General features: G+C 65.8%; 18 protein-coding genes. 10 read left to right on the top strand and 8 right to left on the bottom strand.

Going from position 1 to position 25,790, the window contains the following annotated elements:
• Nucleotides 1-35: 35 nt before the first annotated feature.
• The 5 genes from recC to ACXAFN_RS04640 all read left to right on the top strand — a co-directional run bounded on the left by recC (nucleotide 36) and on the right by ACXAFN_RS04640 (nucleotide 12,127).
• Nucleotides 36-3,668, top strand: a complete 3,633-nt coding sequence (recC, locus tag ACXAFN_RS04620; RefSeq protein ID WP_474986597.1) for an exodeoxyribonuclease V subunit gamma — start codon at nucleotides 36-38, stop codon at nucleotides 3,666-3,668.
• On the top strand, nucleotides 3,665-7,531 hold the full coding sequence (gene recB, locus ACXAFN_RS04625) for an exodeoxyribonuclease V subunit beta (protein WP_474986598.1): 3,867 nt from the start codon (nucleotides 3,665-3,667) through the stop codon (nucleotides 7,529-7,531). The genes recC and recB overlap by 4 nt, the downstream gene beginning before the upstream one ends.
• Entirely contained in the window at nucleotides 7,528-9,945 is a 2,418-nt protein-coding gene (gene recD, locus ACXAFN_RS04630) for an exodeoxyribonuclease V subunit alpha (RefSeq protein ID WP_474986600.1), read from the top strand. Before recB ends, recD begins: the two co-directional genes overlap by 4 nt.
• A gap of 95 nt (nucleotides 9,946-10,040) precedes the next feature.
• Nucleotides 10,041-11,546 carry a dGTPase gene (gene dgt, locus ACXAFN_RS04635; RefSeq protein WP_474986602.1) on the top strand — a complete coding sequence of 502 codons (1,506 nt, stop codon included), beginning with the start codon at nucleotides 10,041-10,043 and terminating at the stop codon, nucleotides 11,544-11,546.
• Nucleotides 11,547-11,548: 2 nt separating this feature from the next.
• Nucleotides 11,549-12,127, top strand: coding sequence for a primase 1D-like protein (locus ACXAFN_RS04640; protein WP_474986604.1), 579 nt, complete (start codon nucleotides 11,549-11,551; stop codon nucleotides 12,125-12,127).
• A 242-nt stretch (nucleotides 12,128-12,369) separates the two neighbouring features.
• Here ACXAFN_RS04640 and ACXAFN_RS04645 read toward each other — a convergent pair whose 3' ends face one another.
• Nucleotides 12,370-12,981: a hypothetical protein gene (locus ACXAFN_RS04645; protein WP_474986606.1), complete on the bottom strand. Its 612-nt coding sequence runs from the start codon at nucleotides 12,979-12,981 to the stop codon at nucleotides 12,370-12,372.
• Nucleotides 12,982-13,541: 560 nt separating this feature from the next.
• Between ACXAFN_RS04645 and ACXAFN_RS04650 the strand changes: the two genes are divergently transcribed.
• On the top strand, nucleotides 13,542-14,198 hold the full coding sequence (locus ACXAFN_RS04650) for a 5'-methylthioadenosine/S-adenosylhomocysteine nucleosidase (RefSeq protein WP_474986608.1): 657 nt from the start codon (nucleotides 13,542-13,544) through the stop codon (nucleotides 14,196-14,198).
• A 32-nt stretch (nucleotides 14,199-14,230) separates the two neighbouring features.
• Here ACXAFN_RS04650 and ACXAFN_RS04655 read toward each other — a convergent pair whose 3' ends face one another.
• A complete protein-coding gene (locus ACXAFN_RS04655; RefSeq protein ID WP_474986610.1) occupies nucleotides 14,231-14,674 on the bottom strand; it encodes a GNAT family N-acetyltransferase in 444 nt (147 codons plus the stop codon).
• A gap of 214 nt (nucleotides 14,675-14,888) precedes the next feature.
• The gene (locus ACXAFN_RS04660) at nucleotides 14,889-15,860 is read right to left on the bottom strand and encodes an alpha/beta hydrolase family protein (RefSeq protein ID WP_474986612.1); all 972 of its coding nucleotides are present in this window, start codon (nucleotides 15,858-15,860) and stop codon (nucleotides 14,889-14,891) included.
• A gap of 308 nt (nucleotides 15,861-16,168) precedes the next feature.
• Between ACXAFN_RS04660 and ACXAFN_RS04665 the strand changes: the two genes are divergently transcribed.
• Entirely contained in the window at nucleotides 16,169-17,164 is a 996-nt protein-coding gene (locus ACXAFN_RS04665) for an ion transporter (RefSeq protein WP_474986614.1), read from the top strand.
• Nucleotides 17,165-17,195: 31 nt separating this feature from the next.
• Here ACXAFN_RS04665 and ACXAFN_RS04670 read toward each other — a convergent pair whose 3' ends face one another.
• Nucleotides 17,196-17,744 carry an N-acetyltransferase family protein gene (locus ACXAFN_RS04670; RefSeq protein ID WP_474986616.1) on the bottom strand — a complete coding sequence of 183 codons (549 nt, stop codon included), beginning with the start codon at nucleotides 17,742-17,744 and terminating at the stop codon, nucleotides 17,196-17,198.
• 255 nt (nucleotides 17,745-17,999) lie between these two features.
• Between ACXAFN_RS04670 and ACXAFN_RS04675 the strand changes: the two genes are divergently transcribed.
• Complete coding sequence (locus tag ACXAFN_RS04675; protein ID WP_474986617.1) at nucleotides 18,000-19,760, top strand: M14 family metallopeptidase; 1,761 nt, start codon at nucleotides 18,000-18,002, stop codon at nucleotides 19,758-19,760.
• A gap of 4 nt (nucleotides 19,761-19,764) precedes the next feature.
• Here ACXAFN_RS04675 and ACXAFN_RS04680 read toward each other — a convergent pair whose 3' ends face one another.
• Nucleotides 19,765-21,051 carry an MFS transporter gene (locus tag ACXAFN_RS04680; protein ID WP_474986619.1) on the bottom strand — a complete coding sequence of 429 codons (1,287 nt, stop codon included), beginning with the start codon at nucleotides 21,049-21,051 and terminating at the stop codon, nucleotides 19,765-19,767.
• Nucleotides 21,052-21,413: 362 nt separating this feature from the next.
• On the opposite strand from ACXAFN_RS04680, the gene ACXAFN_RS04685 reads away from it, so the two are divergent.
• Together ACXAFN_RS04685 and mapR are read left to right on the top strand one after the other, a co-directional pair.
• The gene (locus tag ACXAFN_RS04685; RefSeq protein ID WP_474986621.1) at nucleotides 21,414-21,701 is read left to right on the top strand and encodes a sll1863 family stress response protein; all 288 of its coding nucleotides are present in this window, start codon (nucleotides 21,414-21,416) and stop codon (nucleotides 21,699-21,701) included.
• Between the two features lie 166 nt (nucleotides 21,702-21,867).
• Nucleotides 21,868-23,277, top strand: coding sequence for a GntR family transcriptional regulator MpaR (gene mapR, locus ACXAFN_RS04690; RefSeq protein ID WP_474986622.1), 1,410 nt, complete (start codon nucleotides 21,868-21,870; stop codon nucleotides 23,275-23,277).
• Nucleotides 23,278-23,286: 9 nt separating this feature from the next.
• Here the strand turns inward: mapR and ACXAFN_RS04695 are convergent, their stop codons facing one another.
• The 3 genes from ACXAFN_RS04695 to ACXAFN_RS04705 form a co-directional block, all read right to left on the bottom strand.
• Nucleotides 23,287-23,913 (bottom strand): hypothetical protein, encoded by a 627-nt coding sequence (locus tag ACXAFN_RS04695; RefSeq protein ID WP_474986624.1) that lies wholly within the window; start codon nucleotides 23,911-23,913, stop codon nucleotides 23,287-23,289.
• A 181-nt stretch (nucleotides 23,914-24,094) separates the two neighbouring features.
• On the bottom strand, nucleotides 24,095-24,775 hold the full coding sequence (locus tag ACXAFN_RS04700) for a hypothetical protein (RefSeq protein WP_474986625.1): 681 nt from the start codon (nucleotides 24,773-24,775) through the stop codon (nucleotides 24,095-24,097).
• 145 nt (nucleotides 24,776-24,920) lie between these two features.
• Nucleotides 24,921-25,790 (bottom strand): LysR family transcriptional regulator, encoded by an 870-nt coding sequence (locus ACXAFN_RS04705; RefSeq protein ID WP_474986627.1) that lies wholly within the window; start codon nucleotides 25,788-25,790, stop codon nucleotides 24,921-24,923.

Below are 25,790 nucleotides of genomic sequence, written 5' to 3' on the forward strand. Positions count from 1 at the left end.
ATGAAGCCCCGTTTCATCGCCGCGAAGGATTCGCCATGCTCGCCACCGCAGAGACCGCCCTGACGCCCGGCTTCATGGTGATCCACGGCAACCGCCTGGAATCGCTGCGCGACCTGGCGGTGGAGTGGCTGCGCCAGCATCCGCTCTCGCCGCTCGAGGACGAGGTGATCCTGGTGCAGAGCAACGGCATCAGCCAGTGGCTGAAGTTGGCGCTGGCCGCCGACCCGCCCGCCGGCGCCGGCATCGCCGCGGCGATGGACGTCACCCTGCCGGCACGCTACCTGTGGCAAGCCTACCGCGCGGTGCTGGGCCATGAGGCCGTGCCGCCGGCCTCGCCCCTGGACAAACCACGCCTGATCTGGCGGCTGATGCGCCTGCTGCCGGAGCTCACGGATGACGCGACCTTCGCTCCCCTGGCCCGCTTCCTGGCCGACGACGAGGACCGCCGCAAGCGCCACCAGCTGGCCGAGCGACTGGCCGACCTGTTCGACCAGTACCAGGTCTATCGCGCCGACTGGCTTTCCGCCTGGGCCGAGGGCCGCGACGAGCTGATCGACGCCCGCGGCCAGGCCCGCGCGCTTTCCGAAGACCAGCGCTGGCAGCCGGCGCTGTGGCGGCGGCTGCGCGACGACATCGGCGTGGACGGCCTCGCCACCAGCCGCGCCTGGGTGCACACCCGCTTCCTCGAGGCCTGCCGGGCGCTGACACCCGAGACGAGACCCCATGGCCTGCCGCGCCGGGTGGTGGTGTTCGGCATCTCCTCGCTGCCCCGCCAGACCCTGGAGGCGCTGGCCGCGGTGTCGAAGGTCACCCAGGTGCTGCTGTGCGTGCATAATCCCTGCCGCCACTACTGGGCGGACATCATCGAGCACAAGGACCTGCTGCGGGCCGCCCGCCGGCGCCAGCGCCAGCGCCCCGGCATGCCGCTGGCGCTCGACGACACCCAGCTGCACCTCCACGCCCAGCCGCTGCTGGCCGCCTGGGGCAAGCAGGGCCGCGACTACCTGCGCCTGCTCGACGAGTTCGACGACCAGGACGCCTACCGGGCGCTGTTCGACGCCGAGGCGATGCGCATCGACCTGTTCGACTCGCCCCTCGAGCAGGCCAAGGCCCCCGGGCTGCTGCAGCAATTGCAGGACGACATCCTCGAGCTTCGCCCGCCCCAGGAGACCCGCGAGGCCTGGCCGGCGGTGGACCCGGCCCATGACCGCAGCCTGCGTTTCCATGTCGCCCACAGCGCGCTGCGCGAGGTCGAGATCCTCCACGACCAGCTGCTGGCCGCCTTCGACGCCGCCCCCTCGCTGCGCCCGCGCGACGTGCTGGTGATGGTGCCGGACATCGACACCTACGCCGCCGCCGTGCAGGCGGTGTTCGGCCGATTGCCGCCGGACGACCCGCGCCACATCCCCTTCACGCTCTCCGACCAGACCAGCCGCCACCGCCAGCCGCTGCTGGTGGCGCTGGAGGCGCTGCTGCACCTGCCGGAGGCGCGGCTCACGGTCAGCGACCTGCTCGACCTGCTGGAGGTACCCGCCCTGCGCGGCCGCTTCGGGCTGGACGCCGACGCCCTGCCGGTGCTGCGCCGCTGGATCGAGGGCGCCGGCATCCGCTGGGGGCTCGACGCCGAGCAGCGCGCCCGTCTCGACCTGCCCGGCGGGCTCACCGCCAACACCTGGGCCTTCGGCCTGCGCCGCCTGATGCTGGGCTACGCCGTGGGCCAGACGGAGAACGAAGGCGCCGACGACCCCTGGCACGACATCGAACCCTTCGGCGACATCGGCGGCTTGGAAGCCGCGCTGGCCGGCCCGCTGATGGACCTGCTCGACGCCCTCGAGGCCCAGTGGCGCGCGCTCTCCGAGCCCGCCGACGTGCCCACCTGGTGCCGCCGCCTGCGAGACCTGCTGGCCGAGTGCTTCGCCGCCGAGGACGAGGCCGACCTCGCCACCCTCAACCGCCTGGGCGAACTGCTGGAAGACTGGCAGGAGACCAGCGAGGACGCCGGCCTCACCGAGGCGCTGCCGCTCTCGGTAGTGCGCGAGCACTGGCTCGGCCAGCTCGACGAGGCCAACCTCTCCCAGCGTTTCCTGGCCGGCGCGGTGAACGTCGCCACCCTGATGCCGATGCGCGCCATCCCGTTCCGCCACGTCTGCCTGCTCGGCATGAACGACGGCGACTACCCGCGGGTACAGCGCCCACTGGACATCGACCTGATGGGCCACGACTACCGCCCCGGCGACCGCTCGCGCCGCGAGGACGACCGCTACCTGTTCCTCGAGGCGCTGCTCTCGGCCCGCGACAGCCTGATGATCAGCTGGGTCGGCCGCAGCATCCACGACAACGCCACCCAGCCGCCCTCGGTGCTGCTCGGCCAACTGCGCGACCATCTCGCCGCCGGCTGGACGCTCGCCGGACACGAGCACGAAGACGACGCCGGCCAGGCCCTGGTCGACGCCCTGACCACCGAGCACCCGCTGCAGCCGTTCAGTCGCAGCTACTTTTCAGAAGATCCAACGCTGTTTACCTATGCCCATGAATGGCGGGCGGTGCACGCTGTCGAGACAACGCCGCAAGACGTCGCGGACGGCGTACTGCCGCCCATGGAGCTCGATACCGCCCTGCCGCTGGCGCGTCTCAGCGGCTTCCTCAAGGACCCGGTGAAGGCCTTCTTCACCACCCGGCTCGGCGTCCATCTCGAGCGCGAGGCGCTGGAGAGCCCCGACCACGAGCCCTTCGCCCTGGACGGCCTGGACCACTGGCAGCTCCAGCAGGCGCTGATCGAGGCCGGTCGCCGCGCCGTGGACGTCGCCGAACCGCCGACGCCCGCCGTGCACGACACCCTGGCGCGCCTGGAGCGCGAGGGGCGCCTGGCCATGGGCGGCTTCGCCGAGCTGATGCGCGAGCAGCTGGTCGAGCCGCTGGACAAGGTGTTCAGCGACTACGCCGAGCTGCTCGAGGCCTGGCCCCACGCCTGGGAGACGCCGGCCGCCGTGTCGCTGACACTCGCCACCGAAGAGGGCCCGCTAGCCGTCGAGGACTGGCTGGACGGCCTGCGCGAGAACGAAGCGGGCGAGCGCTGCCGGCTGGTGCTGCTGACCAGCAGCCTGATCAACAAGCGGAAGTACCACTGGAAGCACTGGCTGGCCCCCTGGGTCGCCCACCTGGCCGGCCAGCTCGCCCTCGGCCCCATGACCACCGAGCTGATCTCCCGCGCCGGCGGCGGCACCCTGGCGCCGCTGGACGCCAACACCGCCCGGGCGCATCTGGAAGCCATCGCCCGCGCCTGGCGCGCCGGCATGACCACACCGCTGCCGCTGGCCCGCGACACCGCCTTCGCCTGGCACGAGAAGGGCGGCGACCCCGGCGCCCTGGCCCGCGTCTTCCGCGACGAGGCGAAAGCGGAGGAGGCCGATCTCAAGGCCTGGAAGGCCGCCGTCACCGCCTTCCATGGCACCGGCTTCAACGGCGACCATGGCGAGCTTGGCCGCGATCCGTACCTCGCCCGCCAGTGGCGCGACCTCGAAAGCCTGGTGCGCCACGAGGCCGCCGGGCGGCACTTCACCGAGCTGACCGCCGCGCTCTATGCACCACTTCACGACGCGGTGAAGGCCAAGGGCGGCGATAAGAAGCGCGACAGGAAAGGCGGCAAGGGCCAGGGAGGCAAGGCATGACGATGACGGAAGCCATGCAAGCGGCCGAGACGCCTCGGCTCGATCCCGTAGCGCTGCCGCTCACCGGCAGCCGGCTGATCGAGGCCAGCGCCGGCACCGGCAAGACCTTCACCATCGCCCTGCTCTACCTGCGCCTGGTGCTCGGGCCCAGGGTCTCAAACAAAGAGCACGAGGACGATGCGGCCAGCTTCCCGCGACCGCTAACCCCGCCGGAGATCCTGGTCGTCACCTTCACCAACGCCGCCACCCAGGAACTGCGCGACCGCATCCGCGCCCGGCTGGTGGAGGCCGCCGAGGCCTTCCAGCCAATCGACGAAGACGAAGCGCCGGGGACGTACCGAAACGGTGGTCCGATGACAGGGGACCTCTTCGCCGAACCACCGGTGGATAACGCTTCCGCGGTGGATATCCCCGCAGACGACGATGACGGCAGCCAGGACCCTCTGATCGCCCTGCGTAACAGCTACCCTCGCGAGAGCTGGCCGACCTGCGCCCGCCGGCTGCGGTTGGCCGCCGAGTGGATGGACGAGGCCGCGGTCTCCACCATCCACTCCTGGTGCCACCGCATGCTGCGCGAGCACGCCTTCGACAGCGGCAGCCTGTTCGCCCTGGAGATGTCGCTGGACCAGTCGGAGATGGACCTGGAGATCGCCCGGGACTACTGGCGCAGCTTCTACTACGACCTCGACCCCCAAGCGCTGGAGATCATCAACGGCCACTGCAAATGGTCGACGCCGGACGCCCTCAACGACACCGCCGCCCGGCTGCGCACCCACGCCGCCGCCCTGCCCGCGGCGCCGCCGCCGGCCGAGGCGATCGACCACTACCGCGAGCGGCGCGCCACGGCGCTGGCCGAGCTCAAGGCGCCCTGGCCGGCCTGGCTCGACGAGCTGGAGGCGCTGCTCGAGGCCGCCGCCAAACGCAAGGCGTTCAACGGCCAGAAGCTCAACGCCAAGAGCCGCGTCAACTGGCTCGCCGCCCTGCGCGACTGGGTCAATGACGCCGAGCTGGCGAGTCCCGATCTCACCCCCGCCGCCTGGAAGCGCCTGACGCCGGAGGGCATCGCCGAGATTTGGAAAGAAGATCCCGTCCCGAATCTGCCGGCGCTGGAGGCCCTGGAAGCGCTGCCGGAGCGCCTCGCCGAGCTGCCCGACCCGTTCGCCGACCTGCTCGCCCACGCCGTGCACTGGATGGCCGCGCGCCGCGAGACCGTGCAGCGCCGCCGCGCCGAGCTCGGCCCCGACGACCTGCTGCATCGGCTGGACGCCGCCTTCGCGGGGGAGGCCGGCGAGACCCTGGCCGCGCGCATCCGCGAGCAGTTCCCGGTGGCGCTGGTCGACGAGTTCCAGGACACCGACCCGGTGCAGTACCGACTGTTCGACCGGGTCTATAAACTGGTGAACAACCGGGATGACAGCGCCGTGCTGCTGATCGGCGACCCCAAGCAGGCGATCTACGCCTTCCGCGGCGCCGATATCCACACCTACCTCCAGGCCCGGCGCGACACCACCGGCCGCCACGTCACGCTGGGCACCAACTTCCGCTCCGCCACGCCCATGGTCGAGGCCGTGAACCGGGTGTTCGCCCACGCCGAGGCCAATAACGAGGCCGGCGCCTTCCTGTTCCGCCGCGGCGACGACAATCCCGTCCCTTTCAGTCCTGTTAAAGCGAATGGCAGGAAGGATGCCCTCACCCGCCACGGCGCCGCCCAGCCGGCGATGACGCTCTGGCACCTGGCCAGCGACGACACCCTGCCCAAGGGCGCCTACCTCAGCGAGCTGGCCGGGCGCTGCGCCACCGAGATGGCGAGTCTCCTGCGCGAGGGCCAGGCCGGGCAGACCGGTTTCCAGAAAGAGGAAGACTTCCAACCGCTGGCGCCGTCGGACCTCGCCGTGCTGGTCAACAACGCCAGCGAGGCCCGCGCCATTCGCACCGCCCTGCTGGCCCGCGGCATCCGCAGCGTCTACCTCTCCGACAAGGAGGGCGTGTTCGAGACCGAGGCCGCCGCCGAGCTGGAGGTGTGGCTGGCCGCCTGCGCCGCGCCGGACGACGAGCGCTGCCTGCGCGCCGCGCTGGCCACGCCGAGCCTGGGCCTGAGCCTCGCCGAGCTCGACGCCCTGAACGGCGGCCCCCAGCAGGACGAGCTGGCCTGGGAGGCGCGGGTGATGCAGTTCCGCGACTACCACCGCCAGTGGCAGCGCCGCGGCGTGCTACCCATGCTGCACCGGCTGCTGGCCGACTTCGCCGTACCCGGCCGACTGCTGGCGGTGCCCGAGGGCGAGCGACGGCTCACCGACCTACTGCACCTCGGCGAGCTGCTGCAGGAGGCCAGCGCCGAGATCGACGGCGAGCACGCCCTGCTGCGCTTTCTCGCCGAGTCCCGCGCGCATCCCCAGGCGCAGTCCGACACTCACCGCCTGCGCCTGGAGAGCGACGCCGACCTGGTGCAAGTGGTCACCATCCACAAGTCCAAGGGCCTGGAGTACCCGCTGGTGTTCCTGCCCTTCATCGCCGCCTTCCGCCCGGTGAAGCAGGGCGACCTGCCGCTGCGATGGCACGACGACGACGGCCACCTGCGCCTGACGCTCTCCGCCGACGAGGAGACGCTGGCCCGCGCCGACCACGAGCGCCTGGGCGAGGACCTGCGCAAGCTCTACGTCGCCCTGACCCGCGCCCGCCACGCCACCTGGCTCGGCCTGTCACCGCTGGAGGCCATGGAGCGCAGCGCCGTCGGCCATCTCCTCAAGGGGGGCGAAGCGCTCTCGCCCGACAACCTGCGCCCGGCGCTCGAGGCGCTGACCGGCGACAACGCAAATCGCGTAACGGTTCAGGACGCCCCCGAGGCCGATGCCACGCCGGTCGAGCTCGCCACCGACGACGCGCCGCTGGGCGAGGCCCGCGCACCCACCCGGGCGATCCGCGAGCACTGGTGGATCGCCAGCTACTCAGCGCTGCGCACCGGCGCCACGCCGGAGGAGGACAGCGCAGCAGCCACCGCCGTCGAGGCCGAACCGGCCCCCGAACCCACCACCGCCGACGAGGCGACGGCCATGGAGGTGATCGACGAGCCCTTCGATGCTGCCGCAGCCACGGTGAGCGAGGGCTCGCTTCACCGCTTCCCCCGCGGCCCCTCGGCGGGCACCTTCCTGCACGGCCTGCTGGAATGGGCCGGCGAGGAAGGCTTCGCCCGGGTGGCGGAAGACGCCGAACTGCGCGCCGACACCCTGGCCCGGCGCGCCAACCGCCGCGGCTGGGAGGGCCAGATCGCCGCCCTCGAACAGTGGCTACCGGAGCTCTTGACCACGCCGCTGCCGGTGCCGGATTCGGGCGATGGCGAGGCCGCGCCGCTGCGCCTCGATGCCCTGCATCGCGCGTCCGACTACCGGATCGAGCTGGAATTCTGGTTCGCCGCGCATAAGGTCAACACGCGCAAGATGGACGCCCTCGTAAGCGCTCACACACTCGGCGGGCGCCCCCGCCCGGCGCTGGAGCCCGACACCCTCAACGGCATGCTCAAGGGCTTCATCGACCTGGTGGTGGAGCACGAAGGCCGCTTCTACGTGCTCGACTGGAAGTCCAACCACCTGGGCGCGAGTGATGCCGCCTACACCGAGGCGGCGATGGCCGAGGCCGTGCTCGAGAAGCGCTACGACGTGCAATACTGCCTCTACCTGCTGGCCCTGCACCGGCTGCTCGAGGCCCGGCTGCCGGACTACGACATCGAGCGCCACCTGGGCGGGGCGCTCTACGTCTTCCTGCGCGGCACCCGCGCGCCCTCCCGCGGCGTGCACGCCGAACGCCCGCCGAGCGAGCTGATCCTCGCGCTCGATGCTCTGTTCCGCGCCGAGGAGGCCGCCGCATGATGCCGGATATCCCGAACCACACTGCCGCGCCCGAACAGTCGCTGACTCAGGCCCCCGAGCGCGCGCTGGCCGATCACGCGGCGCTGTTCGCCCTGCTCGACCGCTGGGTCGACCGCGGCTGGCTGCGCTCGCTGGACCGCGCCTTCGCCACCTTCCTGCATCGCGAGGCGAGCCGGGGCAGCCGGGAAAGCGCGGAGAATAAGGAGAGCGAGGTCAGTGAGGCCTCACCCCTGCTGCTGCTGGCGGCGTCCCTGGCCAGCCACCAGCTCGGCCGCGGCCACGTGTGCCTGGACCTGGCCCAGACGCTGGCCACCCCGGACCTGGCGCTCTCGCTGCCGCCGGAGGGCGACAGCCTCGAAGACCCGCCGCCGCTGCCCAGCCGGGTGATGGCCGCGCTGGAGCTGGACACCTGGCGCGCCGCCCTGACCGAGCCCGGCCTGGTAGCCGAAGGCCCCGGCAACACCCCACTGGTGCTCGCCGGCACTGCCGCGCGCCCACGGCTCTACCTACGCCGCTACTGGCAGCACGAGCAGGATATCCACAGCCGGATCTTCGCCCGGCTCGACGACGCCAACACCACCTCCCCTGGTAAGGAAGATGCCACCAGGGAGGAGAACTCCCCCTGTGGGAGCGCAGCTTCGCGCCGGTCCGACGTATCGGCGATTGGCGCCGACAAGCGCCCCATCAACCCCAAAGCCCTGCGCCCGATCCTCGACACCCTCTTCCCACCCCGGGAACCGTTCGACTGGCAGAAGGCCGCCTGCGCGCTGGCCGGCCGCTCGCGCTTCGCGGTGATCACTGGCGGCCCCGGCACCGGCAAGACCACCACCGTGGTGCGCCTGCTCGCCCTGCTCCAGGCCCAGGCCCTCGGCGAAGGCCAGGGAGAAGGAGAGCGAGCCCTGCGCATCCGCCTGGCCGCCCCCACCGGCAAGGCCGCCGCCCGGCTCAACGAGTCCATCGCCGGCCAGGTCCGGCGCCTGCCCTTCGACAAGCTGGCCGCCCTGTGGGAATCCCATGACCAGGCCCCAGACACGCCAGGCACCACACAGCCAGAAACCGCCTCCCCGTGGGAGCGCAGCTTGCTGCGCGAAAATCCCGCCGAGGCACTCGAGCAAGCGATCCCCACCGAGGTCAGCACCCTGCACCGCCTGCTCGGCTCGCGGCCCGACACCCGCCGCTTCCGCCACGACCGCCACAACCCGCTGCCGCTGGACGTGCTGGTGGTGGACGAGGCCTCGATGGTCGACGTGGGCATGATGGCCGCGATGCTCGAGGCGCTGCCGCCCAAGGCACGGCTGGTGCTGCTGGGCGACAAGGACCAGCTCGCCTCGGTGGAGGCCGGCTCCGTGCTCGGCGACCTGTGCGCCCGGGCCGAGGGCGGCCATTACACCCCGGCCACCGCCGAGTGGCTGGCCCAGGCCACCGGCCAACCGCTGCCCGCGAACACCCTCGATGCCGACGGCCAGCCCCTCGACCAGGCCATCGCCATGCTGCGCGTCAGCCACCGCTTCACCGCCGACAGCGGCATCGGCCAGCTGGCCGCGGCGATCAACCTGGAGGCCGAGCCCGCCGCCAAGCGCAAAGCGATCGGTGGCGCTCTCAGCCACGGATTCGCGGACCTCTCCCACCAAAAGCTATCCGCCGACGACGAGCGCGGCCTGGCCCGCCTGGCGGTGACCGGCTGCCCCGAGCGCTTTCCCGGAGCCCACAGCGCCGACACACCGCCGGTGGGCTATCGCCACTTCCTGAACGTGATGGCCGAGCACCGTCCGGCCGACGACGCGGATCAGGACGCCTTCGATGCCTGGGCCCGCGCGGTACTGGCGGCCCATGGCGACTTCCAGCTGCTGTGCGCGCTGCGCCGCGGCCCCTGGGGCGTGGAAGGCCTGAACGAGCGAGTGCGCCAGGCGCTGGAGAGGGAAAGGCTGATCGACAGCCAGGACGGCCGCCAGCGCTGGTATCCCGGCCGCCCGGTACTCGTCACCAGGAACGACTACGGCCTCGGGCTGATGAACGGCGATATCGGCATCACCCTGGATATGCCTCGCCCGAACACGTCCCCCGGCGATGGCAGCCGCCGCCTGCTGCGGGTGGCCTTCCCCGCCGGCGACGGCACCGACCGCATCAAGTGGGTGCTGCCCTCGCGCCTGCAGGCGGTGGAGACGGTGTTCGCGATGACGGTGCACAAGTCCCAGGGCTCGGAGTTCACCCACGCCGCCCTGGTGCTGCCCGACGCGCCGAACCCCATCCTCACCCGAGAGCTGGTCTACACCGGCATCACCCGCGCCCGCCACTGGCTGACGCTGGTGGAAACCGGCCGCGGCCAGCTGATGGACGCGGCGCAAAGAAGAGTGATGCGGGTGAGTGGGTTGGAACAAAGACCACAACCCCACCCCTTATCCAGCTCGTCGTAAAGACAACAGCTATTTATTAGAAAGCACCTATTTTGTATCATGCATAAAAAACAAAATCACGAAAAACACCTTAGCCTTTAGCCAGGGAGATAAAAATGCAAGAATTCTATTCAAAGATACTTTCTTCAGAAAGATTCAGAAACTCAAGAGTCGCTGACAGAAAAATTGACATAGAAGCTGAAAGCGATAGAGGCAGACTGCTTTTCTGCCCTGCCTTCAGAAGACTCCAACAAAAAGCCCAAGTATTTTCAATGGAGCCAAACGCCGCAGTCAGGAGCAGACTCACACATTCATTTGAAGTTTCGCAAATGGGTCGATACATTGCCGACCAGGCTTCTGAAAAGCTTAGAGAAAAAAATATAATATCTGCGGAACAAAGCAGTGCATTTGTCGCATTCATCGAAACAGCTTGCTTGATGCATGATATAGGAAATCCTCCATTTGGGCATTTTGGTGAAGCTGCCATTTCGGAATGGTTTAGAAAAAATGGGGCTGAATCCCTAATCAAATCCTGTAGCAGCAGAAGTCGAGAAAGCGGACTAGGGAACGAAGACCCCCGCATTATAGAAGCAATCTCCGATTTTCTTCAGTTTGATGGAAACCCTCAAGGATTACGCGTCGCAGCAAAGCTTCAAAGAAACTCAGATGAGTTCGGACTAAATCTAACAAAAACCACACTAGCCTCATATATTAAGTACGTAAGATGCTGTACACAAAAGCCTGAAAGCGTTGATTCTCCATTCAAAAAGAAAGGAGGATATTTCTCAACGGAAGAAAAATTAGTTAGGGCCATATGGGAAAACTTTGAATTCAAAAAACCGCAAAGATTCCCACTCGCATACATAATGGAAGCAGCTGACGACATTGCTTATTGCATCAGCGATCTTGAAGACTCAATAGAAAAGGGTTTGGTAGAAAAAACACCCTCTCTGGAAAAAATATATAAAGATTGGCAAGAACGCCTCACTCAAGAGGGGCATCTCAAGGAAGAAGAAACAGAAAAAACAATCCATGATATTTTCAAAAATGCAATCCGTGGCTCCAGAGAGGATGAGACTGCATTTACTTACATCGACTTTAGGACAAGTCTTAACAGAGTATTAGCCACCTATAGTGCCAATCAGTATATTGAGAATCACGAAGAAGTAGCAAAGGGGGACTTCCCATCTCTTATACCCAACAATTCACCAGCCGGGAAAGCCTTAGAATCTCTAAAGTATTTTTGCCGCTCCAACGTCTACTGCCATGAGTCAGTGCAAAAAATTGAGCTTGCCGGATATACAGCAATTTATGGATTAATGGACCACTTTCGCTGCTTGCTAGATTGCGATCATGAACGATTTAATTGTGCATTAGATTACTCAAAAAACAAAGACGGGGAAGGAAAGCCTATCATAATAGAGAAGAAGCTGCTATCCCTTTTTCCAAAAAACTATATAAAAGCTTATGAGGACGACAGGTCTGAACTTGACAATACAGATGAAAACTTCAAGTTTAAAGAATGGAACCTTCGCGCTCACTTGGTTACTGATTTCTTATCAGGGATGACTGATAACTTCTCAACCGAAACATATCAGACCTTGTCGGGGATGAAGCTTTGAACATGCAAATAAATCCCAACCATCCTTACTGGCATGCCAGAAAAGTCATAGAGAACTCTTCGGAGAACATATCTGAAATTTATCTGAGCTACTATGAGTACATTCCTCAGTCACTTAGCGATGGAAGGCAAGAACTGACATTGTCAAAAACAGACTTCCTGAAAGAAGAAACAATAATTGAAATAATAAAAGAAACTCCTCCAAAGATGGAGCTGGCCTTGCACTCAAAAACAAAGACAAAAGAAGGAAAGCTTTTACATATCCCCATGATAGACATGTCAACCAAGTCTTCTGTTCAGCTAAGCAAGCTTCAACCGTATATAGGAGAAAAACTTTTCAAAAGCATTGCTTGGTATAAGAGCGGAAGATCATACCATGGCTATGGTGGCATATTAATTGACCATGACGAATGGACCTCTCTGATGGGGAAATTACTACTAACAAACAAGCCAGGCTTCCCTCCAACTGTAGACCTTCGTTGGGTAGGGCACCGCCTTATAGCTGGATACTCAGCACTCAGATGGACAAAACAAACAAAACAATACCTCCAAGAGCCATCTGAGATAGCGCCAAACATTTAGACGACCAGAAGCATATAACAAGGGGAAGGCCTAACTTCCCCTTGTCAAACCCATTGTAATACCGCTTATTTCTGCACACCCTACGCAGCTAATGTAACCCCCTCCTGATGGCTGCACTATCACCCTGTGCAGCTATGGAGAGGGTCACTTCAACGCCTTGATTGATAATCCAATGTGTTAACCATGTCTTCAACGAACCTTCGAAGCAGGACACTAAGGGCCTTTACAAAGCGTATCTAACACTAATAATGATGATTACGCTTCAACCGCAGCCCATGTTCTTTTGCTACAGGGGTTAGCTTTTCATACAAAGCATTATAATCTTCCAGCGACTCCATCTGTGACCACTCAGAGAAGAGAAGCTCTTCTTCTTGATCCGAAATATACGGGGCGACAACCCTCATATGTTGCTTAAAATCTGAAGAAGCGTTCAAAACTATAGACTCGCCTGCCAAAAACAAAAGGGCCATCAAAAGGTAAAACCACACTACCAACTTGACCACTAAAAAAACAAAGGGAGCCCACGCCGGATCGCCCTTTTTTCCGCCATCCTTCACCTTCGACTTTTTAAAACCATAAGATATCTTGGAAGAAACTTCCCCCCAAGCTACAGCAACAACCACAAAAATCAGACTTAATATAAAATACGAATATGTCGTGTTTTGCAGGATCGAAGCTTTTTCATACCTACTATCTATATAATCCGTCAAAAAGCTTAGAGTATTACTCCCAAGAAACAACAGAGCACCACCTGAATACTCAACAATAAGCCAGACTAAAAACGAACCTATAGCACCCCAAAAACATGTAAAAAAACGTGGATTCTGCTCAAGCTTACCCCAAATCCCTTTCATTGCTATTCCTTAACACTACAAACCAACTTGTGAAGTCTGACGAAGATATTTCACGTTTAGCTTCTAGGCAGTCGATCCATAAAATTCTTCGCAGCACCAAAAAAGAAGAACGCTTACACAGCAGTGTTTAAATATAAGACAGAAGATAAAAAAAATCAACAAGCCAACCATGGATTTCTAGGCAACATCTCTGGGTAGCAACCTTAAAAGTATCCACGCCATCTCTAAGAATATTTACAGAGAAGATGATGAACGTGATAGTGAAACAACAAAAAAGCCAGGCATTTTACCTAGAATGCGCACCCAAAACGTAAGTATGCACACAACAAAACTACAATCATCAACTTGAATAAGCTTTGGCACTCTCTTACTGGTAGACGAAACATCAATCTAAAGCTAGAGACACATAATTTCATCGAGTAAAGAGAGTTGTGCTTCGGCTTTTCATTTTCGCCTGTCTTAAGAAACGCCCTGCTAAGCAGCCATGGTCCCCGCACACTTGGCGCCAACGCGCCTGCCCGCCATGATGGTGGCCTTTATCAGCTGCGGGAGACTTCGGGATGAACCAGACACCACGCGCACCGGCGCCGCTGACCACGCTGGGCGGCCGCTCCGTGCTGTTCGTGATGGCGGCAGACGCCGAATACGGGCCGCATCTGCGGGAGCGTTTCGTGCCCTTCATGACCGGCGTGGGACCGGTGGAGGCGGCGGTGGAGCTCACCGCGGCGCTGGCGGAGCTTGCGGCTCGCGGGCAACGGCCGGACCTGGTGGTGTCGCTGGGCTCGGCGGGCAGCCGGGCGCTCGAGCAGACCGAGGTCTATCAGGCGACCTCGGTGGCCTACCGCGACATGGACGCCTCTCCGCTCGGCTTCGAGAAAGGCGTCACGCCCTTCCTCGACCTGCCGGCTATCCTGCCCCTGCCGCTGCGCATTCCCGGGATTCGCGAGGCGTCGCTCTCGACCGGCGCCAACATCGTCTCGGGGGCGGCCTATGCGGCCATCGCCGCTGACATGGTGGACATGGAGAGCTACGCCTGCCTGCGCGCCTGCACCCGCTTAGACGTGCCGCTGGTGGTGCTGCGCGGCATCTCGGACGGCAAGGCGGAGCTCAACCACGTCGACGACTGGACGGAGTATCTCCATGTGATCGACGAGAAGCTGGCCGCCGCCGTGGATCGGCTGGGGGAAGCGCTCGACGAGGGCTTATTGGCGGGCTGAGGCGCCACCGTCGAGGCCAGGGGCAAGGCGTGTCACGGCGTGCCCACCAGCGCCATATGCAGCAGCGGGTAGGGCTTTCCCAGTCCGTCGAGCGGTGAGCGGTCCCTGACGGAAAAGCCCTTGTGCTGGTAGAAGCCCAGCGCCTGTGGGTTCTGTTCGTTCACATCCACCCTCGTAGCGCCCTGGACGGTCACCGCGTCATCCAGCAGCAAGGAGCCGATGCCTTCGCCGCGCGCATGCGGCGCGACGAAAAGCATCTCGATATTGCCGTCATGCACGCCGCAAAAGCCCAGGATGTCACCGCTCTTACCTTTGATGCACGTTAGATCGACGGCGCCGAAATACTGCTCGTAGATGAGTGGCTTCAGCTCCAGGAGATCCTGCTCGCGCAGGAAGTCATGCGTCTCCCTGACCGAGGCCTCCCAGACGTCCAGCAGCTCACGATAGTCTTCCTTCTTTACATCTTCGACGTTCATCAAGCACTCCACCATGAAGGGAAACGAAGCAGCGGTCTCGGCCGGGCAATGCAGCAGGCATCGCCTCCAGGCGGCACCGTGGAAAGCATAGAGCGAAGCGCCCTGTCATCGCTCGAACACTCACTGGCTAGGCAAGGAAAGCCTGGCAAGGCGTCGCCGCTGACAGGCAGAGCTGGAAAGCCCGAAGCGATCCGTAAAGCCGGACACTCGGCGCTTATGGATAAGCCTGAAGAAACGCCAGGAGCGCACGGGTGATGGTAGCGTGATGGCGCGCTCTCGCTCCCTGTGAGGCACCACACAAGGCCACATCGCCTCTCCCTTCCCGCAGGATCTGCGGCCCTCTCTCGGTGCACACGGCGAAGGCATCGAAGCGGTCGGCCTCTGGGATCGCGACGTGCTCGGCCCGAGGCAGCTGCGTTGTCTTGCGTCCCTGGTCACCGAGCGAGATCAACAGAGCCGGAGCGACAGGCGCCCTGCCGTCACCCGAAAAGGCCGTCAGGTACTCGGGATCGATGGCGACCGCAGCCTTGATGCGGTGATCGTACCTGGATTGCCCGAGCTCCCCGGAATCAACCTGATCCAGAGCGACGCCCTGCGCCCGGTACCACTCACAGTCCGGCCCTGCTTCGCCATCATCGTTGCATGTTTGAAGGTAGCGCTCGGCATCAAGCTCGGCCCCGGACACGGCAAGCGCCGCCGTTCCACCCAGGGCAACCCCCACCACGAAAATCCTTGCGTGATCGAGGTGCTCCGCCCAGCGCCGGTCGCCCAGCATCAGGTCCAGGCTGCGGCTGATGTCTCGAGGACGCTGCCATATCTCGTTTACCGCCATTGCCGCGCTAGCGGGGCGTGGCGCATTGACCTCCACGGCGATAAAGCCTGCCCTTGCCAAGCCGGCGCCAAGCCATGCCCCTGAATCGCTGGCGGACCGCAAACCGCCGTGTGACACCACCACGAGAGGAAACTTCCCGTCCAGCACCGAGGCATTAGGCGAGGCGTAAACGCCCTGGAAAACGGCATTCCCGCCAACCATGGAAGGCGAACCGCCTTCGGATGGATACCAGATGGATAGCTCGATCGGGCGATTGCCATCGGAGTCATCCACCAGGGACGAGACGCCTATCGATGAGTCCGCAGAGGCCGGCACGACGATGGCCAAGAGCGACAAGAACAGACGCAGCCTCATGGCTTTTCCCCGTGGTTCGCCGGCAAGAAACCGCCTAGGCATCCTCGATGTTCCCCTCGCACCTCGGCCACATCGATGGTGTGCGGCAAGGCGAATATATCACGCGGGGAGACGCCCAGCGCTTCGACATATCCACAGCCGCTTCGCATTCCCGACATGCGCGGGCGCCGCGCTGGACCGATGCGGCCCGTGGCGCTATTCCCGCCGAGAGGGTGAACGTACCTGCCCGCGCGTTTGTCATGCCACCAACGCCTGGACGCTCTAGGCTGGGTGGGAAAGGACTTCCCGGAACCGATTGAGGAGAGATCATGCCCGCCACCCGCACGACCTCGCCCGCCCTGGAACGGGCCCATCTGGTGTGGGACCTGCTGATCATCGTGCTGGTGATCGCCAACCTGGCGCTGCTGCTGTTCGACAGCCTGTTCCTGCTGCCACCGCTGAACGCCGCCTTCGAGGCGGTGGCTCCGGGCCTGCACGGCGCCTACGAGCGGAACATCCACGCCCACTTTCTCACCATCGACCTGGCGTTCGTGGCCGTCTTCCTGCTCGACGTGCTGCTGGGCTGGGCGGTGGCCATCGCCGAACGCCACTACCACCGCTGGTTCTTCTACCCCTTCGTGCACTGGTACGACGTGCTCGGCTGCATCCCGCTGGGTGGCTTCCGGCTGCTGCGTATCCTGCGCGTGATCTCGCTGCTGCACCGCCTGCAGCGCATGGGCCTGATCGACGTGCGCCGCTGGTATGTCTACACCGTGGTCGCCAAGTACTACGACATCCTGCTGGAGGAACTCACCGACCGCATCGCCATCCGCATGCTCGACAACGTGCAGCAGGAGATCCGCGCCGGCGACGGGCTCTCGACCCCGGTGATCGAACGGATCGTGCAGCCCCGCAAGCAGGCGCTGATCCGCGAGATCAGCCAGCGGCTGGAGGCCATGGCCGGCGACGCCTATGCCCACCACCGCGACGACACCCTGCGCTACGTGCGCGGGCTGGTCGGCCGCACCCTGTCGGAGAGCCCGGAGATTCGCCGCCTCGGGCGCCTGCCGCTGGGCGGCCAGCTGACCCGCGGGCTCGAGGCCTCGTTCTCCGACCTGGCCTGCCGCCTGGTCGACGAGGCGCTGGCGGGCCTGCAGTCGTCGGAGTTCTCTTCCCTGGTGGAGCACCTGGCCGAGAGCGGCTTCGATGCCTGGCTGCGCACCGATCCCAAGACCGAGCAGATTACCGAACAGGTGCTGGTGGATATGCTGGAACTGCTCAAGGAGCAGATCGCGGTGAAGGGCTGGCAGCACAAGTACGGCTGAGCAAGCCGCCGGGCTGACTCAGGCGCCGCGGCTAACCCGAGCCAGCCGGCTGCTCCAGCGGGGCCGGGGCGCTCTCCAGGCGCTTGCCCATGATGCACAGGCTGTAGTCGCTGCCGTCCATGCGGGCGACGTCCGGCAGCCGCCCCCACTCCTGGTAGCCACTGGCACGCAGCAGGCGCAGGCTCGGTGCGTTGTGGGCGAACACATAGCCGACGAGGGTGTATATGCCCAGGCTGGGGGCCAGCGCTTCCGCTCGCTGCAACAGCCGCTTCCCGAGCAGCCTGCCCTGGTAGTCCGGCGCGATGTAGATGCTGAGCTCGGCGGTGTGGGCGTACGCTGGCCGGCCGTAGAAGTCCTCGAAGCTCATCCAGGCGACGATGTCGCCCTGGTCCTCGCCGACCAGCAGCGGGCGACGTTCCGGCTCGTGCCGGTGGAACCACTCGCGACGGGATTCCGGGGTCACCGTCTCGGTATCCGCCGTCGAGCGGCGGCTCGGCACCGCGGCATTGTAGATCTCGACGATCCTCGGCAGGTCCTGCGCTTCCGCCAGCCTGATATCCATGGTCGATGCTTCGCTCATCGTGATCCTCTCGTCTCCCTGGAGGTTGAATAGCACCACGCGGCAACCGGTTCCCCTGCCGGCGATCGTCCGCATGACGATCGCCATGAGTGGCGGGGAACCGGTTGCCACGGTGGCGTTCCGGGAGCTGGCGGTGGGTTATAGTTATGATGCTCAGAGACTCAGCCTAGCACCGACGCCTGAGTTTTCTCAGGCTCCGGCGCCTCGCGGCGCTGCGCCATACTGTCATCAGGCATGGCCGAGCGAGGCAGGCACATGGGACGGGGTGTTCACGACAGCCGCTTCCGACACCGCTACCTGAGCCACGACGCCCTGACCCACCGGCTCAAGGCGTGGGTGCAGGCCTATCCGGCGTTGGCCCACCTGCAGAGCATCGGCGTGAGCCCCGAGGGACGGGAGATCTGGGTGCTCACCGTCGGCCACGAGCCGGCGCGCAAGCGCCCCGCCGTGTGGGTGGACGGCAACATGCACGGCACCGAGCTGGCCGGCTCCAGCGTCGCCCTGGCGGTGGCCGAGGCGGCCCTGGCGCTGCACACCGATGCGCTGCCGCTGCCCGGGGAGCTACCCGAGCATCTGCGCCGCTTCCTTCGGGACGTGCTGTTCTACGTCTGCCCGCGCATCTCGCCGGATGGCGCCGAGCAGGTGCTCCGCCAGGGCGGCTTCGTGCGCTCCGCCCCGCGCCGCTCGCCGGAAGCCGCCGCCGCGCCCTACTGGCGCGCCCACGACCTCGACGGCGACGGTCGCTGCCGCTACCTGCGCGTAAAGGACGAGGCCGGCGACTTCGTCGCCTCGCCCGAGGCGCCCGGCCTGATGCTGCCGCGTCGGCTCGACGACCCGCCGCCCTACTGGCGGCTCTACCCCGAGGGAGTGATCGAGCACTGGGACGGCGAAACGATCCCCGAGCCCGAATGGCTGGCGGGCGTGCCGGACTTCAACCGCAACTTCCCGTGGAGCTGGCGGCCGGAGCCCGAGCAGGTCGGCGCCGGCCCCTACCCCGGCTCCGAGCCCGAGGCCCGGGCGGTGATCGACTTCGCCGTGGCCCATCCGAACCTCTATGCCTGGCTGAACCTGCACACCTTCGGCGGCGTGTTCATCCGCCCGCTGATCGACGCCCCCGACAGCCGCATGGACCAGCAAGACCTGGCCCTCTATCGCCAGCTCGAGGCCTGGGGGCACGCCGAGGTCGGCTACCCCACAGTCAGCGGCTTCGAGGAGTTCACCTACCAGCCGGACACCCCGCTGCACGGCGACCTCACCGAGTTCGCCTACCACCAGCGCGGCTGCCTGGCCCAGGTCTGCGAGCTGTGGGACCTGTTCCAGCGCATGAGCCGGCCCCGCCCCAAGCGCTTCGTGGAGCACTATGCGGCGCTCGACCGCGAGGACATGGAATGGCTGGCCCGGTGGGAGCGCGAACACAACCGCGGGCGGCTGTTCCGGCCCTGGCGGGCCGTGCGCCATCCCCAGCTCGGCGAGGTGGAGGTCGGCGGACTGGACCCGGTGACCGGCCTCTGGAACCCGCCCCCCGAGGAGCTGCCCGCGATCTGCCAGGGCATCGCCGGCTACTGGCTACGAGTGTCGGCGATGCTGCCGCGGCTGGCCATCGCCGACACGCGCTGCACACCGCTGGGCGCCGGGCACTGGGAGCTGCGGGTCACGGTGGAGAACCGCGGCTACCTGCCGACCCATGGGGTCAATGCCGCGCGGGAGCGGCCCTGGAACACCGGCGTCGAGGCAAGCGTCAGCGTGGAAGGCTGCCGGCTGCGCCAGCCCGAGCGGGCCCGCCAGACGCTGGGCCACCTGGCGGGCTGGGGGCGCGGCCTGGGCGAGGCCTCGCAAATGCCCTGGTTCCAGCGCTCGGGCGGCAACGGCCATCAGGCCACGGCCCGCTGGATCCTCCAGGGCGAGGGCAAGGTGACACTGCGCCTCGGCGGCCCGCGGCTCGGCCATCTGACGCGCACCGTCACGGTCCCCACGCCCCCGCAGCCGAACGAACGCGCCGAGCGGGGCGACGCCTGAGCCCTCAGGCGCCGACCGCCGGCTTGTGCGCCTCGTCCTCCTCGGGGTCCGCCAGCGGCTCGCCCTCCTCGTTCTGGAGCTGGTGGTCGTAGGCCGCCTGCAGGCCGGTATCCTCCTCGGCTTCCTCCTCGTCGCCGTGCTCGATATGGCCCGGGTAGAAGGGCGAGAGGATGGCCACCAGAATGCCCAGCGCGGCGAACATGGAGAAGGCGTCGGCGTAGCCGAGGGCATTGACCAGCTTGCCGACCACCGGAGAGCCGGTGGCCTGCCCGAGCGAGACCGCCATGAAGGGCAGCACCGGCCCCATCGACAGCCGGCCCGGCAGCAGGCGGATGCCGGTCATCAGGTAGAGCCCCGTCAGGCTCATGTAGGCCAGCCCGAAGACCAGCGCGGAAAACGCCGCCAGCAGCGTCTGGGCGGGGCTGGCGGCGAGCAGCGCCAGGCTCGCGGCCAGCATCATCAGCATCAGCGCATGGGTGATCGGCGGGTTGTTGCGATCGGCCAGGTCGGCCACCACGGCGCCGCCGAGGCCGGCGATGCCCACCGCCAGCCACAGCCAGCCGGTGGAGGCGGACGGCAAACGGCCCAGGGTGACCACCAGGTCCGGCGCGAAGATCCAGTAGGCGGAGGAGACGACGCCCATCACATAGGCGAACAGCGTGAGGCGCACCAGGCGCGACCAGGGCAGCTCGCGAAGCGGCGCCGGCGGCGCGGCGTTGGCGGGCACGATCCGCGACACCGAAGGCAGGAACAGCCAGGCGGCGATCACCCCGAGGGCGGCGCAGAGGGCGAAGGACAGATAGGCCAGCCGCCAGGCGCCGACCAGGAACAGCACCGTCGGCACCGCGACGATCACGCCGATGCTGGTGCCCGCGTTCATCACCGAGCTGACCCGCCCGTGCAGCGAGCGCCTGACGATCGCCTGCATGCCGGCGGTGAGCGCGGGCATCATCAGGCCGGTGCAGATGCCACAGGCGAACACCCCCGCGCCCAGCATCGGCGCGTTGGAGGCCTGGCCGATCAGCGCCAGGCCGCCGACGCCGAAGGCTCCGGACAACACCGCCGTGTAGCGAGCCCCGAGATGATCGGTGACGAAGGGCGCGACCGCCGTGGCCAGCAGGAAGCTGATCAGCGGCAGCGCGCCGATCACGCCGATCACGTCCGGCGCCAGGTCCAGCGCGTCGCGGATCTGCGGCACGAACAGCCCGAAGGCGAAGCGCGCCAGCCCATAGCTGATCGCGATCAGCGCCGCGCCGAAGATCGCAAACCCGGTGCTCGAGAGAGATTTCATGGCGGCTCCGCCAGGTGAATGCCAGAGATCAGGACTCATTATTGCGGCCAGGCAGCGCCGATGGCTCGCTTGGATCTGTCTGAAAAGTCGCCGAGCGATGGCCAGACAAGGCAAAAATCGGTGAAAAGACGGACCGGGCTCGCGTGCGAGTTTACAGGCGGTACATGAGTACTTTGACCGGGCTCGCGCACGAGCCGATTTTTAACACCGTATGGCCGAGCGCAGGCACTTTTGAGCAGAGCCAACACTGACCTTGCCATCCACCCGGGCCGCTATGCCACCCTGAAACGACAGCGCCTTGCGGACCCGCGACAGGCTATCTTCAAGGTTCCACTGATCCGAACATGGAAAGGAGCTTCCCCATGAGCGAGAGGAATGCCTACGAACAGAAGCTGCGCGCCAAGCTGGACGAGCTGCAGGCCGAGGTGGACAAGTTGAAGGCCCGCGCCAAGAGCGCCGATGCCGATTCCCGTATCGAGCGGGAAAAGGACGTCGACCGGCTCGAGGCGAAGCGTGAGGAAATGCGCCACAAGCTCGAGGAACTGAGACAGTCCAGCGACAGTGCCTGGGACGACATCCGCGCCGGCGCCGAACGGGCCTGGGACTCGCTGAGCGAATCCATCGAGAAGGCGCGGTCGCGCTTCAAGTAAGCCGGCCCCTTCCGCCACCCTTCCCTTCTGGCCATACCGCCCCGGTCTGGCACGCCCGCCGGGGCGCTTTCCCGCCCTCCCACCGGGCTTTCCCTGCCGCGCCGGCCGTGGTGGAATTGCCCCTCTTTTCCATTACGGGGCCAGGAGCGGGCATGCCGGACTGCCGATGAAACGCTACGAACGCTTCGCCGACGAGATCGCCGAGCTGATCCGCGACGGCGTGCTGGCCCCGGGCGAGCAGGTGCCCTCGGTGCGCCAGGCCAGCCGCGAGTATGGCATCAGCCCCTCCACCGTCTTCCAGGCCTATTACCTGCTGGAGGATCGTGGACTGGTCGTGGCCAGGGCGCGCTCCGGCTACTACGTGCGCGAGCAGGCGCGACGCGTGCTGCACGAGCCGCGCATGGCGCCGCCCCGCCAGGAGACCGCCGAGGTGGCGGTCAGCGAGCTGGCGTTCTCGGTGCTCGACTCGCTGCAGGACCCCGAGACGGTGCCTTTCGGCTCGGCCTTCCCCAGCCCCGAGCTGTTTCCGCTGGCGCGCCTGGCCCGCAGCATGGCCAAGGGGCTGCGCGGCATGGCCGGCGGCGACATGCTCAAGGACATGACGGCGGGCGACACCGACCTGCGCCGCCAGATCGTGCTGCGCTACACGCTGAAGGGCATGCCGCTGCCCCCCGAGGAGCTGGTGATCACCAGCGGCGCCATGGAGGCGCTGAACCTCGGGCTGCAAGCCGTGACCTCGCCCGGCGACCTGGTCGCCATCGAGTCGCCGGCCTTCTACGCCAGCCTGCAGATCCTGGAACGTTTGCAGCTCAGGGCGGTGGAGATTCCCGTGCATCCCCGCGAGGGCATCGACCTGGGCGTGCTGGCGAACAGCCTGGCCCGGCTGCCGATCAAGGCCTGCTGGTTCATGAGCCACCTGCAGAACCCGCTGGGGGCGAGCCTCGATGACGACAAGAAGCGCGAACTGTACGCGCTGATCAAGCGCCACCGGGTGCCGCTGATCGAAGACGACGCCTACGCGGAGCTGCACTTCGCCACCACGCCGCCGAAGCCGGTGAAGCAGTTCGACGACGCCGGCCTGGTCATCCACTGCGGCTCGTTCTCGAAGTGCCTGGCGCCGGGCTATCGGGTCGGCTGGGTGGCGGGCGGCCGTTTCGCCGAGCCGATCTCGCGGCTCAAGCTGATGACCACCATCTCGCCCTCGCTACCGGCCCAGGCGGCGATCGCCGACTACCTCCAGCACGGCGGCTATGATCGCCACCTGCGTCGGCTGCGCCATGCCCTGGAGACCCAGCAGGGGCAGATGCTGGCCGCGGCCGCACGCCACTTCCCGGCCGAGACCCGCGCCACGCACCCGGCCGGCGGCTACTTCCTGTGGTTCGAGTTCCCCGAGCGGGTGGATTCGCTACGCCTGTTTCGCCAGGCGCGGGAGCGGGGCATCAGCCTGGCACCGGGCCCGATCTTCTCGGCCACCCAGGGCTTTCGCCACTGCCTGCGCCTGAGCTACGGCCACCCCTGGACGCCGCGCAGCGAAGCGGCCCTGAAAACCCTGGGCGAGCTGATCGACGCCTCTTGATACGCGCGCTCATTCGCCCTCGTTCAGGCGCCGCTCCAGCCGGCCGATCTGCTGGATATCGTGCAGGTAGAAGTCGAGCTTCGAGGCCCCGAAGGCCAGCAGCGCCGAGGCATAGACCAGCACCGTGAGCACGGCCAGGTCGTTGGCCCAGGCCAGCGCCGGCACGGTCACCGGGTAGGCCAGCGTGAAGATGCTCATCCCGCCCCAGAACAGCGCCAGCAGGCTGCAGGCCATCACCAGCACCAGCACCGGCCCACGCCGATAGTGCATCGGCGGGCGGGTCTTCCAGAACGGCAGGTGAGCGATGGTCAGCTCGCCGGCCGTCTCGATCCGGCCCTTGCGGCGCAGCAGCGGCTCGGCGAAGGCCTTGCGCCTGCCGGGCGCCATCGCCGCCAGTACCAGCCGCGGGTCGACGTCATCGCCGACGATGCGCTTCACCGCCTGCACGAAGCTCGCCGACGGCTCGCCATCGGCGCATCCCCCGGCCTCGTCGGCCAGCGTCTTCAAGGCCTGGTTGACCCGCGCCGGGCGTTCCTCCTCGTCCTCGAAGTTGATCGCGTAGTGCACGCTGTACACCTGATGGAGCGCGAACGTCACGCCGACGAAGATCAGGAAGAACGCCACGTAGATCATCATCACCCCTCAACACCCTGGATACCGGCCCGAACGCTTGGCCACCCATGGGGCGCGTCGCCGCCCCTGTCGTAGGCGGACAAGATGACAGAAGGGGCAAACACATAACAGGGTCAGAAACCGGCCAGAAAAGCGTATCAGTTGGAGCGGCGAGCCACGGAACGCTGCAGCCAGGCAGCCCCGCTCAGTATATGTCGCTGCGTTTCTTCGGCTTGATCGCCTGGAACACGCTGTACCCCAGCGTGATGTCGGTGATGAAACGGGCCACGACCGCCGGTCCGGCGATGGCCGCGTGAATACACATGGCCAGGGCGCAATAGGCGCCGAACTCCAGCGCCCGAATCGGTCGCCATCCCCATGCCCGGCGAGCGTCCAGGCAATGAGCGCGCAACGAGGCCAGATCGGCCCAGCGTCCCACGTCGACGTCCGCACGAGCGTCGGCGGCATACAGGTGACGGCTGACGGTCCCGCGCACGAAGGCCCGCCACATGCGACGCGGCTGGAGCACGAGACCGGTAGACAGCGCGATCAGGTTCATGAGCCCGAGCATGGGAGATTCGAACGCCGAACCCGCCCCCAGCTCCCACGCACTGACCTCCCCTTCTCCGATTCGCCCGACCGTATAGCCCGTGACCAGGTGATGCAGGTCGTGGTACTTCAGATAGCGATGCCGCACCTCGACGTTGGGCAGGGGCACCAGCAGGCAGCCGGTGAATACAGGCACGGTTTTCGGCCTTTCCCCGAGCACGGGGCCGAAGCCGTTTCGTTGATAGAAGGCCGACAGTTCGGCCTGGAGGGTCGAATGCTGCCCCACTTGCTTACTCCCCAGCCAATCTGGAACAGGAACGGGAAAGGCGTCGAACACCTGACGGCACTCAGGGTACATCGCGTCGGTTGTGCGGCGCGTCAGGGCTCATGAGACGCTCATTCCTCGTGGTGCCCTGGCGGCCTGTGCTCGATCCGCCCTCTCAGACGCATCATGTGCAGAACGCATCCCCGAGGAAAGCGTGTCATGCCTCCCCCAGGAACTCACCCGCGAACGCCTGGAAAGCGGGCGTCTCGTAGCCGCGACGCCACAGCAGGCGCGTGCTGACGGTGCCCATCTCCAGCGTGGCCAGGTCGTCCGGCACGCGGCTCAGCTCCAGCACGCTGCGCGGCAGCAGGGTGACGCAGGCGCCCGCGGCGACGGCCGCCACCATGGCATGGTAGGACCCCAGTTCCTGGATGCGCCATTCGCCTCCGGCGACGATACCGAGCCGCTGCTCCGCCATGGCCCGGTAGGTACAGCCCGGCCTGAAGGCGGCCAGGGTGCGGGTGCCAAGCTCCGCCGTCGCGGTGGCCTTGGCATCGGCGGGCGGCAGCAGCAGCAGCAGCGATTCCTTCCAGACCGGCGCGCTTTGCAGCCCCATCTCGGCCAGGGCCGGCTCGTTCTCGAGCTCGGCGGGCAGGGCCACGAAGGCGCAGTCCAGCCGCCCATCGCGCACCTCATCCACCAGCGGCCCCGAGGGGCCGGTGCTGACCTCGAGCCGGGTGGCCGGATGGGCGCGGTTGAAGGCCGCCAGCGGCGCCGGCAACCGGCTGGCCGCCGTGCTCTCCATGCTGCCGATACGCAGGCTGCCGCCGCCACCGCCGCCCACGGCCTGACGGGCCTCGTCCTCCAGCGCCAGCAGGCGCTGCGCGTAGGCCAGGAAGCGCTGCCCCGCCGTCGAGAGCGTGATGCGCTTGCCGAGACGAACGAACAGCTCTGCCTCCAGCTCCGCCTCCAGCTGCTGTATGCGCGTGGTGACGTTGGACGGCGCACGCCCGAGCCGTGCGGCGGCACGCGTCATGCTCAATTCGGCGGCGACGGCCTCGAAGATTCTCAGGGTTTCCAGATCCAT

The sequence above is a fragment of the Halomonas sp. ABH4_019 genome (assembly GCF_056159885.1).

Excerpts from the sequence above, each read along its gene's own strand:
- ACXAFN_RS04675 (WP_474986617.1), top strand. The coding sequence starts at position 18,000 with ATGGGACGGGGTGTTCACGACAGCCGCTTCCGACACCGCTACCTGAGC.
- recB (WP_474986598.1), top strand. The coding sequence starts at position 3,665 with ATGACGATGACGGAAGCCATGCAAGCGGCCGAGACGCCTCGGCTCGAT.
- ACXAFN_RS04670 (WP_474986616.1), bottom strand. The coding sequence starts at position 17,744 with ATGAGCGAAGCATCGACCATGGATATCAGGCTGGCGGAAGCGCAGGAC.
- recC (WP_474986597.1), top strand. The coding sequence starts at position 36 with ATGCTCGCCACCGCAGAGACCGCCCTGACGCCCGGCTTCATGGTGATC.
- ACXAFN_RS04695 (WP_474986624.1), bottom strand. The coding sequence starts at position 23,913 with ATGATGATCTACGTGGCGTTCTTCCTGATCTTCGTCGGCGTGACGTTC.
- mapR (WP_474986622.1), top strand. The coding sequence starts at position 21,868 with ATGAAACGCTACGAACGCTTCGCCGACGAGATCGCCGAGCTGATCCGC.
- ACXAFN_RS04680 (WP_474986619.1), bottom strand. The coding sequence starts at position 21,051 with ATGAAATCTCTCTCGAGCACCGGGTTTGCGATCTTCGGCGCGGCGCTG.
- ACXAFN_RS04655 (WP_474986610.1), bottom strand. The coding sequence starts at position 14,674 with ATGAACGTCGAAGATGTAAAGAAGGAAGACTATCGTGAGCTGCTGGAC.
- ACXAFN_RS04650 (WP_474986608.1), top strand. The coding sequence starts at position 13,542 with ATGAACCAGACACCACGCGCACCGGCGCCGCTGACCACGCTGGGCGGC.
- ACXAFN_RS04665 (WP_474986614.1), top strand. The coding sequence starts at position 16,169 with ATGCCCGCCACCCGCACGACCTCGCCCGCCCTGGAACGGGCCCATCTG.
- dgt (WP_474986602.1), top strand. The coding sequence starts at position 10,041 with ATGCAAGAATTCTATTCAAAGATACTTTCTTCAGAAAGATTCAGAAAC.
- ACXAFN_RS04705 (WP_474986627.1), bottom strand. The coding sequence starts at position 25,790 with ATGGATCTGGAAACCCTGAGAATCTTCGAGGCCGTCGCCGCCGAATTG.
- ACXAFN_RS04660 (WP_474986612.1), bottom strand. The coding sequence starts at position 15,860 with ATGAGGCTGCGTCTGTTCTTGTCGCTCTTGGCCATCGTCGTGCCGGCC.
- ACXAFN_RS04640 (WP_474986604.1), top strand. The coding sequence starts at position 11,549 with ATGCAAATAAATCCCAACCATCCTTACTGGCATGCCAGAAAAGTCATA.
- recD (WP_474986600.1), top strand. The coding sequence starts at position 7,528 with ATGATGCCGGATATCCCGAACCACACTGCCGCGCCCGAACAGTCGCTG.
- ACXAFN_RS04685 (WP_474986621.1), top strand. The coding sequence starts at position 21,414 with ATGAGCGAGAGGAATGCCTACGAACAGAAGCTGCGCGCCAAGCTGGAC.
- ACXAFN_RS04645 (WP_474986606.1), bottom strand. The coding sequence starts at position 12,981 with ATGAAAGGGATTTGGGGTAAGCTTGAGCAGAATCCACGTTTTTTTACA.